Here is a 15,881-nt window from a genome sequence, read left to right as displayed (position 1 = left end):
GGCGGACCCGATGCCCGTAACCGACCTCCTGCCCGTGGCGATCATCATCGGCAGCACCCGTACCCAGCGATTCGGGCCGACGGTCGCCCGCTGGTTCCACGGTCACGCCGTCGAGCACGGCGGGCTCGATCTCGACCTGATCGACCTCGCCGAGATCCCCCTCCCCGCCGACCTCGACCGCCCCGACGACACGGTCGCGGCCGTGTCTAAACGTCTGGCGAGGGCCGACGCGTTCGTCATCGTCTCGCCCGAATACAACCGCGGCTATCCCGCCGCGCTCAAAACCGCCATCGACTCCTACGTCGACGAGTGGAAGGCCAAACCGGTCGCGTTCGTCTGCTACGGCGGGGTCTCCGGCGGTCTGCGCGCCGCCGAACAGCTGCGCCAGGTGTTCGGCGAACTGCACGCCATCGCGATCCGCGACACCGTCAGCTTCCACTCGTGCTGGAACAAATTCGACGACGCCGGTCAGCCGCTCGACAGCGCGGGCGCGGGCGCCGCCGCCACCGCGCTGCTCAACCAGCTCACCTGGTGGGCCCGCGCGCTGCACGACGCCCGCGAAGCCCGGCCCTACCCGCTGTAGACAAGGACACCGTCATGAGACGTCCCGCCACAACACTCGCCCTGCTCGGCTTCTCCAGCCTGATCACCTCGCTGGACTTCACGATCATCTACGTCGCCCTGCCCGATATCGCCCGCGATATCGGATTCTCCGGGCATTCCATGCAGTGGGTGGTCAGCGCCTACGCCATCTTCTTCGGCGGCCTGCTACTGCTGGGCGGACGCTGCGCGGACCTGCTCGGCAGGCGGCGGCTGTTCGTGCTCGGCATGGTGGTGTTCGGTATCGCGTCGCTGCTGGGCGGCGTGGCCACCACCACGTTCGCGCTGATCGCCGCCCGCGCTGTCCAGGGAGCCGGCGCGGCCCTGCTGTTCCCCGCGACGCTGTCGCTGGTCAACACGATGTTCGAGGAGGGCAGACAGCGCATCCGCGCGCTCGCGGTGTGGGCGATGGCCGGTGCGGGCGGTCTCAGCCTCGGCGCTCTGCTCGGCGGCGTGCTGACCAGCGCGTTCGGCTGGCAGGCGGTGTTCTTGATCAACATACCGCTGGTCGTGGTCGGCGCGGTGGCGGCGTTCCCGCTGCTGCGCGCGGACGGTCCGCGCGCCCAGGGCCGGTTCGACGTGCCCGGCGCGCTCACGGGGACCCTCGGCACAACACTGCTGGTGTTCACCGTGGCGCAGGGACCGGAATCCGGCTGGACCTCGGCGCCGGTCCTCGGCGGCGGCGCGCTCGCGGTGGTGCTGCTGGCCGCGTTCCTGGTCATCGAATCGCGCAGTGACAGCCCACTCATGCCGCTGCAGCTGGCTCGTGGGCTGGGGCCGGTGCTGGCCGTGATCTTCGTCTTCGGTGCGACCATGCAGAACATCGTCTACTTCCTCACGCTGTTCCTGCAGAACGTGTGGAGCTACAGCGCGCTGGTCACCGGACTGGTGTTCCTGAGCTTATCGCTGGTCATCGCGGTCGCGAACTTCGTCGCCGAGCGACTGATCGTGCGGATCGGCATCCGCGCCACGCTGATCGCCGGACTGCTGCTCGGCGCGGTGGGCGGCGCCCTGCTCGCCGCCGGGATGGTCGCCGACGGTTCCTACCGCACGATCGTGGCCGCAATCCTGGTCTACGGCGCCGGGATGGGCACCGTCTACCCGACCATGTACGCCGCCGCAGGCACCGGTGTCGCCGAACAGGCACAGGGCACGGCGGGCGGGATGGCCAACACCGCCATGCAGGTCGGCATCGGCGCCGGACTCGCGGTCCTCGTCGGCATCGCGAACGCGGGCACCACCGGCCTCGACGGTGACGCACTGCCGACGGCCACCGCCGACGGTCTGCGCAGCACGGTCGGCGTCGCCTCCGCCCTCATCCTCCTCGGCCTGCTCGCGGCCTGCTCGCTGCCCAATCGGCGCGCGGTGCCGGCCGAGGTCGCCTACGTCTCGCCTTCTTGATCTCAATAAGGGTTGAGGTTTTACCGTCGTGTGCAAGCAACGAGATCGGAGAATCATGACAATCGCACTACTCGGTTTGGGTGAGATGGGTTCCGCGCTGGCCGCCGCCCTGCTGGCCGCCGGGCACCCGCTCACCGTCTGGAACAGATCGTCCGGGAAAACCGAGCCGCTGGTGGCCGCGGGCGCCCGGCCGGCGCAGTCGCCGGAAGCGGCGGTGCGTGCGGCCGAACTGGTGCTCGTCAACGTCCAGGACGGCGCGGTGGCCGAGAAGCTGCTGCGGGCGGCGGGCCCCGCCTTGGCCGGGCGTACCGTGGTCAACCTGACCGACGGGCCGTCCGAACAGGCCGGGGTCGCAGCGGACCTGGTGACCGGCCTGGGCGCGGACTACCTGCACGGCCAGATCATGACCATCGCTCCCGCGATCGGCTCGCCGGACGCGGTGATCTTCTTCGGCGGCCCCCGACAGGTCTTCGACCGGTACGAACCGGTCCTGCGGTCACTCGGCGGACGTGCGACCCATGTGTCCACCGACCCCGCGGTACCACTGCTGTACGGAATGGCATTCCACGACATCATGTGGGGTCTGCTGAACGGGTTCCTGCACGCCGCGGCGCTGCTGCGCGACGCCGGAATCCCGATCGGCCGCTACACCGAACAGGCGGATCCGTCTCTGGCGGCGCTGCCGTCGCTGTTCGGGCTGTTCGCCGGGGAGATCGACCGCGCCGAATTCGCCACCCCGTTCGGCGCTCTCAAACACCACCTGCCCTCCATCGACGATGTGATCGCAGAAAGCGAGGCCCGTGGAATCGATATAGCGTTACCGACCTACACCAGGCGACTCGTGGCCGACGCCCTGGTCGCCGGCCACGGCGACGACAGCTACTCCCGGCTGGTCGAACACTTCGGCCGCCGACCGGGCCGCGCATGAGCACCTGGCGCGGTGCGGACCTGGACCTGGACGCGTATCTGGCCCGCATCGGCCTCACCGGCGTGCGTGCACCGACCCTGGCGACATTGCGCGATTTGGTCTATCGGCACACCACGACGTTCCCTTTCGAGAACCTCGAGATCATCCTGGGCCGGCCGGTCCGGCTGGACGTGGAGTCCATGCAGGACAAAATGGTTCGACACCGCCGAGGCGGCTACTGCTTCGAGAACTGCGCGTTGTTCGCCGCGGTGCTGGAACGGCTCGGCTTCGGGGTCACCGGCCTGGCCGGACGGATCTTCCTGGGCGCGGACACCCGCCTGCTCCCCGCCACACACGCCCTGCTGCACGTCACCACGACCGATGACGAACGAGGCTGGTTGTGTGATGTCGGTTTCGGCTCCGGACCGCTGGAACCGATCGAACTCGCCCCCGTCGACGGCGAACTCACCGCTGGTGCATGGCGATTCACGCTGGAACGCGACACCGATGTGCTGGGCGGCGGCTTGTGGACCCTGCGCCACTTCTCCCGCAACGGCTGGCTCACTCGTCGCACTTTCACGATGAACCCGCAGTACCCGATCGACCAGGCCGTCGGCAACTACTACGTCTCGACGTCCTCGCATTCGCCGTTCACCACTCGCCCCATCGCACAGCGCCTCCGCCCAGAGGTTCACCACATGCTCGACGGTCTCACCCTGCACACCAACTACCCCGACGGCACCGGCGAGACCCGTACGGTGCGATCTTCCGATGTTCCGAGGCTCCTCACCGAGATCTTCGATATCGAAACCGACGCCGCTGATGCGGCGAAGCTCGTCAACCACCTCGACACAGGAGAACTTCAATGAAGAAGAACATCGTTTCGGCAGCGCGACTCGCGACCGCCGGTATCTCGGGCCTGGCCTTCGTCGCGATCATCGGTTCCGGCACCGCCCAGGCCGCACCCCGGGACTGTGCCGTCGAACGTGACCTCTTCGGCGCCTCGGCGATCTGCCGACCCGACGGCGGCAGCAACTACGTCCTGCGCGTCGAATGCCTCGGCCTCTACGCCAACGGTCCGTTCCCGCTCTACGCCGTGGGCCCGTACCACACCCTCAGCTACCCCTTCACACCGTCCGGCGATCGCGTCACCGCCGGCTGCACCGGGGCAGGCCCCGGCATCCTCGCGGTGGCTACCAACGCCTATGTAGAGGTCTACCAGCGCTAGCGCACCCGGACCCGAGTCCCGCGCCGGGGCATCCGATCACGCACCAGCTCGGCGTCGGCACCGGAAGCTCGGTGGGCGGTCACCGGTGGCGCGGTGACCGCCATGGCCCTCATTTTCAGATCGGTGAGATGAGCACTGTGACCGGATACGATCCGCGGACTCCGGGCAGAGATGGGAACTCTGTGCGAATCCAGGAGCCTGTCCGTTCGGTGGAATCGCTCGAATACCCGGTCGGCGTCCTCAGGGGATAGCCCCGGCTCGGTGTCGACGAAATCGTCAGACTGGGTGCACGCCCACGATGACCAGGCGTTTTCCAGTTGCCCATGTTTTGTGTGTCCTGCCGAGGGCACCAACCTGCGACAGCGTTTCCGCAGGTCAGCAGGATTTTCCGCGAAGATCCCGGAATCACCGCATTGAGAAACCCCAGGTCAGACGCGGCTCTAGTAGGGCACATCGAACATGGGAACGCACATCGAGCAAATGCAACCATCCTCGCCAGACAACTGAGGCTCACAGATATCGCTTCGATGGTGCCCGCCACGCTCAGGCATGGAACGTTCTCGGGGCGATCTTGCATCCGTGCGCGGTCAGCGCCCGGCAGATCGAAACGACCCCGAACTGAGCCCTATACTCAGCGATGAATCCACAGATCAATTCTGTCGCGGGTCGCTCGCCCGCGCAAAGAAAGATGTTGCTGCCGAGGATATCTCGATCGTCTGTTCCAGCTCGGCGATCTTCCATTCCACTCGAGGATCGTCCGCGCGGCCTCCGTCGTCCCGCCGTCAGCCTCACCTGGTCGACTCCGGCCTGGCGGACCCATTTACGCAGAGTCTCGGTGGACATCCCCAACCGGGCCGCGACCGCCTGCATCGCGGCCGACTCGCTGTCGTAGTCGTCACGGTGATCGATGACCAACCGGGCAGCCTTGGCCTTGGTCGCTTCGTCGTACTTCGTAAGCTGCCCATCCTTCCCAAGAAGGTGAGCACCAACCCGGGGCGGTTCAGTGAGATCGGGCCGAGGCCACGCCACTCGGCAAATTCACGAGCTTGACATCGTCTATCTGTGAGCTGTCCGTGGCTGTTCACCGTTACGGATCCAGGCCGCCAATGATTCGGCTACTTCTTCATCAAGGGCCATAGAGGCGTAGGGCAAACGCGCCAGCCTCTCCAAAGCTCGCAGTACGTCGCCGAAGGGCTCACGACGCAGGGCGCCCGCAGACTGGGATGCTCCGGCCACATCGCCTTTACGAGTTTTGCGGTGCCAAGAGGTGAGTATGTCGCATGACTTGACATATGCATCGAAGCGCCCTTGTATCAGGTCCTGACGGTTAAGGCCGAAGACCCGGATGCTCTCGATGCCTTTGCGGGTCTTGCCCTCATATTGACCAACTGCCACAAGCAGTTCGAGGTGGTCGGCCGGGTCATCTGCGCTTGGATCGATCAACAGGCACTCTCCGGTCTCCCCGTCACAGGGAAAGTCTTCGCGCTTGAAGTTGCTGTTACACCTGGAGCAGGCCAGCAAGTGGTTGTGCCAGCAGAAAGTTCGCAGGGGGGTCAGTGACAACGGTTCGAAATGGTCGATATCGGTACCGAAACTGTCCAGGCAGTACATGCACCTCAGCACTCCTGGCGCCATCTTCTCTAGCAGAGTACGGATCTCGCCTTTTGCCGTCACTGCAAGTCGCCATGTGTCTCTGGCAGCTTTGCTCGTTGCCCCTAATTCTTGGATCTGTTCCGTACGGTTATCGCACAGCCGGACCAGCCGTTCAGTGGCTGGCAGCCTCTCGATCGGAATCATTAATCATTTCCCAGTCGGGCTGCCACCTCGCGCACTCGTGCTGAGCGGGAACTACTGAGCTCGGCGGCCAGCTGGCGGTATTCTCGGGCTTCCTGCTCATTGGCCTTGCCCGCAAAGACCTTACGCTCCAGTAGTACCAGGTCTCTACGTCGTTCTTCAGCACGGCTGGAGTACGGCGACTCCAGGCCGAACAGTTCCGAGAGCACAGCGTCTTCCCCGCTGCCGTACACAATGCGGTGGTACAGCGCGTCGTCGACGACTTCAGGTGGCCGATCTTCTTCCGGGCCCGGCAGTCGAACCAAGCCGCCAGGGTCCGCCGCTTGGCAGATGTACGGGCTGTGACTGGTAACGATGAACTGGATCCGTGGGAAGTGGGCGCGCAACCAGCCTCCGATTCGCCGCTGCCAAGTGACGTGAAGGTGCGCATCCACCTCGTCGATGATTACAATCCCGGGCATCTGAACCACCGGATGCCCATTGTCATCTGTGCCCGCGTCAATCGTCCCGTAGGCATTCTGCAGCTGCCTCGCGATATCCAGCACCAACGAAGTGACGGTTCGAAAGCCGTCGCTCATCTCGCGCAGCGGGTACGCGCGATCTGGTTCGCTGGCTGGCGAAACCCAGAGCCCCTCCGAGCTCACCCTCATCGCGCGATACCCATCTGGCAGCAAACCATCGGAGAGCAGCCCCTGTACAGTCTCCAGAAGGTCGGACGCCGACTGCTGCCCCTCAAGCGCTCTCAGCCGCAATTCCTTGAGCCAGCTCACTCCTTCGGCAAGGGAAGCATCCTCATGGAAAAGGGAAGCCATGCGCCCCGCTGGGCCAGATGCGAGCATCATCCGCTGGGCTTCCCCGGACCCGCCGGCCAACCGACGAAACGGACCGTAACCGGCGCAGAACCAGCCCTGCGGATTGTCAGCCCAAGGGCCACGCGGCGCGCCTCCCCATCCATAGACCTCGCCGTCGTAGGGCGCCAGCTGGGGCTGTTGTGGCGTGGCATAGAGGGGTCTGCTCGGCGAACTCTCCGGGGCGGTCCAGTCCAATCCCAGAACAACAGGACCATCAGGCGGTCTGCCCCGGCCGGTAAGCCTGTCGATGGCATAGTCCGGCTTTACGCTCACTTGTGCCCAGGCTGAGGTCTCACCTGTGGTGATCCAGCTGCTGAAGTCCTGGACAAGCGTTCGAGCCGCTTGAGGGCCGGCCAGTGTGAGCGCAAGAACCTGCAGGAAGGTCGACTTTCCCGAACCATTTCGGCCGGCGATGACTGTCCAGCTGCCGCCACCATCGGCCGGTAGCCGGAGCTCATCTACCGCGCGCGCTCCGGTGAAACCTCGGACATTGGAGAAGCCGACCCCGGTTACGTACAACTCCTCCTCCGTCCAGCACTGATGATTGGCTGTTTCAGCATCTCATGGGAGGCTGACACGGATGCAGCGGTGACCGCGACCGAATCACCCGGCCGAGCTTCAGGCCCATTCCTCTGCCTTGGCCTCGGTCTGCTTCAGCACTCGGTCGATTGCGTCCTGCGCATTGTCCGGTGGATAGCCATAGTGGTTGAGCAGCAACTGAACCTTGGCACGGATCCTGTCACGAGCCTGGCTCTTGATCCGCCAGTCGACTGTTACATCCTCCGATACCAACCGGCACAAGTGTTGGGCGATCTGACGGAGGATGTCGTCACCCATTTGCAGAGCAGAGGGGTTCGCGGCGACCGCATCGTAGAAGGCCAGTTCGTCTTCCGTCAGGCCGAGTTCCGCAGCGCGAACCCGGTCGGCGGACACTTCGCGCGCGAACTCGACGAGGATATCCATCGTCTCGGCGGATGTGATCATCCCGTTGTGGTAGCGATTCATCGTCTCCTGCATGCGCTCGGTGAAGGCGCGCTGCTGGGTGATATTGCCTGGGTGGGAATCGCGAATCTCCTTCATCAGGGAGCGGCGCAGGGCTTCGAGCGCCAGGTTGGGGTGGCGACTCTCCTGCAGTTGCGCGACAAACTCCTCATCTAGGTGGGAAAGATCAGGTTTGGTGAGACCTGCCGCGTCGTAGATATCCACCACCCCGTCGGCGACAACCGCTGCGGCATTGAGTTGCTCGATATAGCGGAGCTGGTCGGCGGCGGTGGCGAGCCCTTGGTCGGCCCGGGCATCCACGTCGAACTTCTCGCGCGAGGCACGCACCGACGCGAAGAACCGGATATCGTCGAGTACATCTTTGACGCCCTCGTGGGTAGGACACAGAGAGAAAGCTTGGGACAGCAGCTTGCCGAAGTGCATGAAGCGCTGAAGGCGGGTTGGCATCCCGGGTTGCAGTGCGGGCTCGGCCTCCTGAAGAAACTCCAGAACGGCATACAGGGCTTCCTGATAGCCGGCCGAGCCGAGGGCCTCACGCCATGGGCAGTCCTCGAGCAGCTCAGTGATCGACTGGTGCTTTTCCCGTACGACCTTGACGGCCTCCGAGATTTCCGCGGCGAGGGTCTCCTCGTTCTCGTCGCTGTCGGAGGTGAATTCGGCTATTGCATTGGTGAGGTGCTGAGCTACCCCCAGGAAGTCCACAACCAGGCCCGACGGCTTCTCGCCCCAGGTGCGGTTGACACGGGAAACGGCCTGCATCAGCGCAGCGCCGCGCATCCGGCGGTCGAGATACAGGGTGTGCAGCGGGGGCGAGTCGAATCCTGTGAGCCACAGTGACTGGACGATGACGAGTTCGAGTTCATCGTCGGGGTCGGTGGCCCGTGTCTGGATGTCCTTGATCTTGGCGGGTGTGCGCACGTACGGGGCGATCTCAGCGTCGTCCTTGCCGGGGTTGCCGGTGTAGACGACACGGATCTTTCCAGTGTTGTCGGGCAGCAACCCGGTCTTCTTGTCGGGCTCGCCGGCCCAGTCGGGCCGACGAGCCGCGAGGGCGTTGAAGAGCCGCGCCGCAATCCTGCGAGAGGAGCAGACAACCATCCCCTTGCCGGGCCCACCCGTCAACTTGAGCATTTCCATGCTGCGGCTGTCCCAATGGGACAGGAGGGTATCGGCGAGCTTCGCTATACGCTCCGGTGCACCGATTACGCTCTCGAACGTGGCGAACTGGGCACGGGCACGAGCTTGTTCTTCCTGACTCAGCCCCTCGACCAGCCCCTCGGCCCGAGCGTTCATCTCATCCAGGTCTTGGTCGTCAGGAAGCTTCACCTTGTGGAGGATCGGCTCGTAGAAGACTCGGACGGTAGCCCCGTCATTAACTGCCTGCGTGTGGTCGTAGGTGTGGATCGTCGGCCCGAAGACAGCAACAGTGTTGCCCGTCCGGTTATCAATTGGAGTGCCGGTGAAGGCGATGAACGTGGCGTGCGGCAGCGCGTCCCGTAGATGGCGGGCGAAGCCGTCCTCGAAGTCATAATGGCTACGGTGCGCCTCGTCGACGACGACAATGATGTCCCGGCGGTCAGACAACAGCGGATGCCGGGCACCGGCGACCTTCTCCGCCTTGCTGATCCGGAACTTGTGGAGCGTCGTGAAGATGACACCGCCGCTGCCTTCACGCCGGGTGAGGAGATCTTTCAGCTGGCCACTGTTATGAGCCTTTTCCGGGACACCACCGGTGGCCCTACGAAGGCTGTGGCTGAGGTTGAACGTCCTGTAGAGCTGGGTGTCGAGGTCGATCCGGTCGGTGATTAGGACGATTGTCGGATTGGACAGACCTTGGAGCCCGCCCACCCTGCCCGTATAAAAGAGCATCTCCTCGCTCTTACCGGCCCCCTGCGTGTGCCAGATGACACCTGCTCTGCCGTCCGTGGCGGCGGCGGACGCGGTGGCGGCGAGGGCCGTGTTGACCGCAATGTACTGGTGAGCCTTAGCAAGCTTCACCGTGTCGACGCTGCCACCGGTCCCCTCAGCAGAGTAGGAGAGGAATCCAGCAATCAGGCCGAGGAAGTGGTCGGGATCGAGCGCCCCGGCGATCATCCGCCCCAGGGCCCGGCCGTCCTCCCGTTCGGCCTTCTTCTTCAGCAGAACCCCATCCTCAGCGTGCCAGGGCGCCATATGCTCCCACGGCGTGAACGGGGTGCCGAGGCGGGCGGTTACCCCGTCGGAAGCGACAGCGAGACACACGGTTCGGAAGGTGCTGTCAACCTTCAGTTCGCGCCGGTAGTTCTGGATCTGGTCGTACGCCGTGCGGGAGTCATCCGGCCCGCTCGCCTTCTTCAACTCGACGACGCAGAGCGGGAGTCCATTGACGTACAGGATGATGTCGAAGACGAACGCACGCTCACTGGCCGCGCGTATCCGCACCTGCGAGGCGGCGACGAGATCGTTTCCGTGCGGGTCGGTGAAATCGACGGGACGGACAGTCACGCTGCGCTTCTTGTCGGTGAGTGAGTCCGTATAGCTGACTTTCAGACCACCGGTGAGTTTCTTGTAGAAGTCCCAGTTCTTACGAACATCACTGCCGGGCGTCTGTCGTAGCAGCTCGGTGATCGCCTCTTCCACTGCGTACGAAGGGAGTTCGGGGTGACGAGTGGCGATGGCGGTACGCAGGCGCGGGTACAGGACGAGGTCACCCCAGTCCTTACGGTGACCGCTGCTCGGATTAAGGTCCTTGCCGGAAATCGGCTGCCAGCCGGCCTCGTCTAGCCGAACTAGAGCGAACGCTTCCCAAACCTTCTCCGAATGGTCGGAGAAGGGGTGCTCCTCGAGCTCCCCTGCCCCGGCAACGGTTTCTCTACTCATGACGCAATGTCCTCCACGACACGCACGGCGTCTTTGACACGGATCTCTCCGGTGACTAACTGAGGAAGGAGAGTGTTACGGAGTTCGACGAGAGTGCGGTTCTCTACGGTCATCTGATCGATCAACGCGTGCAGTGCTTCGAGAGCGGCGGACAGCTGTTCGCGAACACCTGCGACAGGAAGCGAAATTGGCCACGTCGACAATTCCTTTAGCGGGATCCGGTCGACCGTAGCCCCAGGCACGGTGCGCCGTCGGATTTCCTCCTGGAAACGCGGGCTGAGATAGGCATGGAGTAGGAGCGCACTCCTGACGGCACCGGGTTTGGGGCGTAACAGGCCCATTCGCCGACCAAGGCTCGCCCGCACATCAGAAGGCATGAGCGCAGCCTCGCCCAACCGTGTCTCGTAGGAGAACAAGACGTCGCCCGCCCTCGGCTGCACACGTCGAGTCCAGCGGGGAAAGTCATCCTCCGTGAGATGCGCCGATTCGGCCAGATCGAGGACACCTCCCTTGAGGCTGCTGATGCTGAGAAACCACGGTCCCTCGGTAGTCTTTTGCGGCGTGGCGTGTGGACCGTCGAAAACGTCGGCTACGTCTCCGATACACATAGGTTCGGCGTGTTCCACGGCCTCTATGCGTGCCTTGGCAAGCGCGAGCGCAGTCTCGGCGATCCGCTCGTTGACGGAAATCTTGTCGTCGAGCGCGCCGAGGATTTCAGTGATGGATCGCTGCGATTGAAGCTCGGGGAGCGTGACCTTAAGTGAGCCGATATCTGCAAGGTTCAGATAGTCGGCCATGTCCGTCTGCCCCTTCAGGCCGGCGGCCTGTACGCGGAACTCATCGCTACGAAGCCAGTAGTAAAGGTATCGAGAGATGACCCTGTTACCGCCCGTAGTTCGGAAGTAACAAACCTGTGGGCTGTATGAGAACTCGGCGGACTGCGCAGGGATCACGGCTACACGGCCCACGGTGCCCTTGGTCGTGAGCACAATGTCGCCGGGGCGTGCAATCTTCTGCCTGATGGCGGATCGAAACTCCGGCCGGACGAACTCAGAGTAGACAGGAGCGATCTTCCCATCGAGCACCTCCGCCACTCGGAGGATCGGGAAACCCGAAGCCCCTAGTTCGGAGCGTTTCGTGCGGTACCCGTCGCCAAATTCAAGCTCGCCAGCCAGTACTAGTTCCCTTATTGTCCACTGCCGCTGATCCTTCGTCACAGCCTCCCTACCTGCTCTCGCACAGCCGCCTCCAGCCGCACCCCTTCTTCGAAAAGAAGCAACAGTTCCTTCGTAAGTCGTTCTACCTTCGCCTCCGCAGACTCCGCATCCGGGTCCTGCTCCGCCTCGGCGACCCCCACATAGCGTCCGGGTGTCAGGATGAAGTCGTTGCTCCGCACCTCTTCCAACGACGCGCTCCGACAGAACCCCGGGACGTCTGCATATGCTCCCGCCCCAAGGACTCCCCTCCATGCGCGAAACGTTGAAGCGACTCGCTCAATGTCTGGAGCTTTGAGTTCTCGAAGCGTGCGTTCTTCCATCGTGCCGAGCCCGCTTGCGTCGATGAACAGCACCTCCCCGACACGCCCCTTAATCCACTCCGCATGCCGCGTGCCTTTCCCCTCCGCCAGGAACCACAGACACGCCGGAATCTGAGTCGACCGGAATAACTGTCCCGGCAGCGCCACCATGCACGCAACCAGGTCGTCCTCAACCATGCGCCGCCGGATGTCGCCCTCGCCCCCCGACTTGCCGCTCATCGAGCCGTTGGCCAGTACGATGCCCGCCCGTCCACCCGGCCGCAATTTGTTCACCATGAGTTGGATCCACGCAAAGTTCGCATTGCCCACCGGTGGTACGCCATACGTCCAGCGAGGGTCCATGCCGAGCCGCTCACCACCCCAGTTGGATATGTTGAACGGCGGGTTTGCGAGGACCACGTCGGCCTTCAGTTCGGGGTGCTGGTCCTCGTGGAAGGAGTCGGCAGGCTCCTCGCCGAGATTGGCCTCGATGCCGTGGATGGCGAGGTTCATCTTCGCCAGTCGCCACGTCGTGAGGTTGCGCTCCTGGCCGTACACAGAGATGTTGAAGCGGTTGCCCTCATGCATTTCGATGAACTTCTCGGCTTGTACGAACATGCCGCCCGAACCGCACGCTGGGTCGAGGACACGCTCGCCCTCTTGTGGCTCCAACATCTCGACGAGGAGGCGGACTATGGACTCGGGCGTGAAGAACTCCCCGCCCTTACGCCCTTCGGCCAGTGCAAACTGTGCGAGAAAGTACTCGTACACCTCGCCCATCAGGTCCCGGGCACCAGCACGCATCCCATCCTCGCCGACCTGGGACTGGAATTCGAGACGGTCGAGGAGCTTGACGAGGCCAGCCAGTGTCGTTTCGTTGACCCGCGGACTGTTGTACTCCTGCGGAAGGGTCCCCCGGAGGGCTGGGTTGACCTTCTCGATGGAGTCCATCGCGCCATTGATGACCTCGCCGAGCGATTCGCCCTCCAGGGTCAGTCTCGCTCGTTCCATCACCACTTCCCAGCGAGCATTGGGAGGTACGTAGAAGAGCCCAGCACCCGTGTACTGCCTGCGGTCCTCCACCGTCTGGACGATTAGATCCTCGGAGGCAACCCCCGTGAGACCGAGCGACGCAAGCAAACTGCCGTCCCTGAGCCCGGACTCCAGCTGCGCCCTCTTCTCGGCCATAGCCACTGAGACGTACTTTAGGAAGACCAAGCCGAGCACGAAGTGCTTGTACTCGGCAGCGTCGAGGGTCCCTCGTAGCTGGTCAGCGGACTCCCAGAGAACCGCCTTCAGCGGCTTGGGCTTGACGTCCTTCTTTTTCCGCGGCGGCACGGCGTTGTAGCTCCTCTCGTCGTGCTGCGAAGGGCGGAAAATACAGCACTACGTCTGGTGGGCATCACTTGCAAGGCTCGACTGGGTAGCTTGACGCGATGTCAGATCATTGTCGACGCCTCCCTCCGAGTGTGGTCGGCGATTGGAGTCAGGTTCACCAGACGCCGTTGCACCTCGCACCTCATGCCTTCCAACTCGGTCAGGGTTATCTCCAGTTCGGGCGCCTCGTCAGCGGTGAGGTGCCCGGTAGGTCTCACGGTGGCATTGGCTGCGGCTCCAGAAGTCTGTTGCGGCGTTGCTGATGGACGGCTGGCTACGCTAGGGCCGTCGCACGCGCTTCATTATCGTCTGCGCGAGCAACATGCCAGTGGACGGGGGTTGCGCCCGTCGGGCGAAAGGTCCCCGTGGGAGGCGCGGCGACCCCCCTGACCTGGAGTAACAGGGCAACCATGATCCCTGGATGCTGCCGGCCATCCCGACCTCGCTGGCCGTCGACGGCCCCGGTTCCCCGGGATTTGCCGTGATGGTGGCTGTCGCTGCGCTTTCTCGCACGACCAGTCCCGCGGCCGCGGTAGTCAGCGGCGTCACACCGGACCGAAGGCGGACTTCGAGACCTGGGAGATCGTGAAACCGCTGGTACCGGAGTTCAGGCTCCAAGCCTCGGGGCGGTGGGACTTCACCGGTGGACGAACGAGCTGTGTCACCGCGGTCGTGTTTGTGTTGACCAGCGGCTGCGCGTAGCGGCCCCTGCCGCCCTCGACCGGGATGAGCGTTCCGACCGCGCATCGACGGTTCATGGTGTGGGCCGGCACCGGAGTATTCGATGCGCTGCACCGAGAGGTGCTCGACCGGCTCGAAGCGGCCGGCGAGCTCAACTGGAATGTGGCGATCCTGAACGCAGCGTCGTTACGGGCGACAGAAGGGGCTCGCTGACCGGCCGCAGCCCGGTCGACCACGGAAAGAAGGCAGAGGGGAAATCGGTGGAGGGACGGCAGGTTGCAGTCCTAGTATGGTCCCCATGTCCGCCGCGTCGGTCTCGCCCACGCCCAAGCCGTATGGCTCGGCCAAGGATCTGCCCAGCTACCGCGAGTTGAATCGGCAAATCCAGGTGTTGGGGTCGATCACCCATCTTGCGATGCGCACCCAGCGCAAGCCGATCCTGGCGATCCGCCACGATCTGGACCGCTTGGTCGCGGTGGTCGATGAGTTCTACGACCGTCTCGGCGTGCGGCAGTGGATCTTCCACGACCTGCTCAACATCGCGGAGATCGAAAAGATCCTGGCCCAGACTACGACCGCCGAGGCCGCCGAACAGCGACTGATCGAGCTCTACCGCGACCGCGATACCCTCTCGTTGTGGATTCTGCGTTTGAACGCCCATCACGGCCTGAAAGTGCGCCGCCGTCAGATCCAACGTGCCTTCGAGCACTACTTTTCTGATGAGTTCGACAGTGCTACTTTGCAATTGATCGCTGTCATGGATGGTTTCGTCAATGATTTCCAGCCCGCGGCGCGCCGAGGTCTGGCCGCCCGTGAGCCAGCGGAGATGGTGGCGTGGGACTCGGTGGTCGGGCATCACCTCGGGCTCACCCACGCGATGAGAGCTTTTCGCAAGACGTTCAAAAAGCGTGTCGACGTGGAGGTCTTCGAGGTCCACCGGCACGGCATGGTGCATGGCTCGATCGTCAACTTCGACAACGTCGTCGTCGCGACCAAGGCGTGGTGCATGCTGTTCGCAGTATCGGATTGGGCTCGTGCCACCACCAATGCCGCCGCACCCGCGTTACCTGAACCGAGTTGGGACACGCTGTGGCCACAGATCCAGCAGCACTGTGCCCAGCGCCGGTTCCACGAGGAGTTCGTGCCCTCGCAGCTGCTGCCCGGCGATCCCGGTTTCGACGACCAGGATGTCGTGGTGCAGGCGACAGCTTTCCTGCGGGCTTGGCAACACCAGCGCTGGGGTCTGGTCGCCGGGTTCGCGCCGCCCCCGTCGACCGGTCAAGCCAAGCAATCAGCGGTGCAGGCCAAGGCTATGCTGGAACGCCATCGCCTGGGCGCGTTCACGATCTCGCGAGTCTGTTTCGATGTCGCCTGCGCCGCGAAAATACATGCCAAGGCCGATTTGGACGGCGTCCCTGGCGAGATCACCTTCCGCATGGTGTCCTACGGCCCGACCGGCGCGCTCGGCATCCCCGGCGAGCCCGAGGTCGACTGGCTGCTGGCTACTTGGATGGCGCCAAGGCCCGTCAAGCCCGAACTCGCCGGATAGCGCCGTGCAAAGCACCGATGAGTGCGCCCGCGTTGACTTCGATGCCGATCAGCGGGACCTACGGACCCAGCTGTCGTACCGGTCCGTCACGCAATACACCCGTGTGCGGCAAATCG

General features: G+C 64.0%; 11 protein-coding genes and 2 pseudogenes. 7 read left to right on the top strand and 6 right to left on the bottom strand.

Going from position 1 to position 15,881, the window contains the following annotated elements; all coding sequences use genetic code 11:
* Positions 1 to 10 precede the first annotated feature (10 nt).
* Genes NS6_RS12740 through NS6_RS12720 form a run of 5 tightly spaced genes read left to right on the top strand, consistent with a single transcriptional unit; the run spans position 11 to position 4,136 of the window.
* On the top strand, positions 11 to 583 hold the full coding sequence (locus NS6_RS12740; RefSeq protein ID WP_068040940.1) for an NADPH-dependent FMN reductase: 573 nt from the start codon (positions 11 to 13) through the stop codon (positions 581 to 583).
* A gap of 14 nt (positions 584 to 597) precedes the next feature.
* Positions 598 to 2,001, top strand: a complete 1,404-nt coding sequence (locus NS6_RS12735; RefSeq protein ID WP_068040938.1) for an MFS transporter — start codon at positions 598 to 600, stop codon at positions 1,999 to 2,001.
* 55 nt (positions 2,002 to 2,056) lie between these two features.
* Positions 2,057 to 2,929: an NAD(P)-dependent oxidoreductase gene (locus NS6_RS12730; protein WP_068040936.1), complete on the top strand. Its 873-nt coding sequence runs from the start codon at positions 2,057 to 2,059 to the stop codon at positions 2,927 to 2,929.
* Positions 2,926 to 3,777, top strand: coding sequence for an arylamine N-acetyltransferase family protein (locus NS6_RS12725; RefSeq protein ID WP_068040934.1), 852 nt, complete (start codon positions 2,926 to 2,928; stop codon positions 3,775 to 3,777). The genes NS6_RS12730 and NS6_RS12725 overlap by 4 nt, the downstream gene beginning before the upstream one ends.
* On the top strand, positions 3,774 to 4,136 hold the full coding sequence (locus NS6_RS12720; RefSeq protein WP_068040932.1) for a hypothetical protein: 363 nt from the start codon (positions 3,774 to 3,776) through the stop codon (positions 4,134 to 4,136). Before NS6_RS12725 ends, NS6_RS12720 begins: the two co-directional genes overlap by 4 nt.
* A gap of 546 nt (positions 4,137 to 4,682) precedes the next feature.
* Here NS6_RS12720 and NS6_RS35810 read toward each other — a convergent pair.
* The 6 genes and pseudogenes from NS6_RS35810 to NS6_RS12690 all read right to left on the bottom strand — a co-directional run.
* Positions 4,683 to 5,051, bottom strand: a pseudogene (locus NS6_RS35810) (transposase); the annotation flags it as partial.
* 141 nt (positions 5,052 to 5,192) lie between these two features.
* Entirely contained in the window at positions 5,193 to 5,933 is a 741-nt protein-coding gene (locus NS6_RS12710; RefSeq protein ID WP_068040930.1) for an HNH endonuclease family protein, read from the bottom strand.
* Complete coding sequence (locus NS6_RS12705) at positions 5,933 to 7,300, bottom strand: AAA family ATPase (RefSeq protein WP_068040928.1); 1,368 nt, start codon at positions 7,298 to 7,300, stop codon at positions 5,933 to 5,935. The genes NS6_RS12710 and NS6_RS12705 overlap by 1 nt, the downstream gene beginning before the upstream one ends.
* A 99-nt stretch (positions 7,301 to 7,399) precedes the next feature.
* The gene (locus NS6_RS12700) at positions 7,400 to 10,642 is read right to left on the bottom strand and encodes a type I restriction endonuclease subunit R (RefSeq protein ID WP_068040926.1); all 3,243 of its coding nucleotides are present in this window, start codon (positions 10,640 to 10,642) and stop codon (positions 7,400 to 7,402) included.
* Positions 10,639 to 11,859 carry a restriction endonuclease subunit S gene (locus NS6_RS12695; protein WP_084471003.1) on the bottom strand — a complete coding sequence of 407 codons (1,221 nt, stop codon included), beginning with the start codon at positions 11,857 to 11,859 and terminating at the stop codon, positions 10,639 to 10,641. The genes NS6_RS12700 and NS6_RS12695 overlap by 4 nt, the downstream gene beginning before the upstream one ends.
* The gene (locus NS6_RS12690; RefSeq protein ID WP_068040921.1) at positions 11,856 to 13,496 is read right to left on the bottom strand and encodes a class I SAM-dependent DNA methyltransferase; all 1,641 of its coding nucleotides are present in this window, start codon (positions 13,494 to 13,496) and stop codon (positions 11,856 to 11,858) included. The genes NS6_RS12695 and NS6_RS12690 overlap by 4 nt, the downstream gene beginning before the upstream one ends.
* A 621-nt stretch (positions 13,497 to 14,117) precedes the next feature.
* On the opposite strand from NS6_RS12690, the pseudogene NS6_RS35805 reads away from it, so the two are divergent.
* Positions 14,118 to 14,461: pseudogene (locus NS6_RS35805) on the top strand (transposase); the annotation flags it as partial.
* A gap of 53 nt (positions 14,462 to 14,514) precedes the next feature.
* Positions 14,515 to 15,765, top strand: a complete 1,251-nt coding sequence (locus NS6_RS12680; protein ID WP_157112737.1) for a hypothetical protein — start codon at positions 14,515 to 14,517, stop codon at positions 15,763 to 15,765.
* Positions 15,766 to 15,881 lie beyond the last annotated feature (116 nt).

This window comes from Nocardia speluncae NBRC 108251 (assembly GCF_001613245.1).
GTDB lineage: Bacteria > Actinomycetota > Actinomycetes > Mycobacteriales > Mycobacteriaceae > Nocardia > Nocardia speluncae.
The sequence above is the reverse complement of the archived record's forward strand: the minus strand, read 5'-3'. Positions and strand labels throughout refer to the sequence as shown.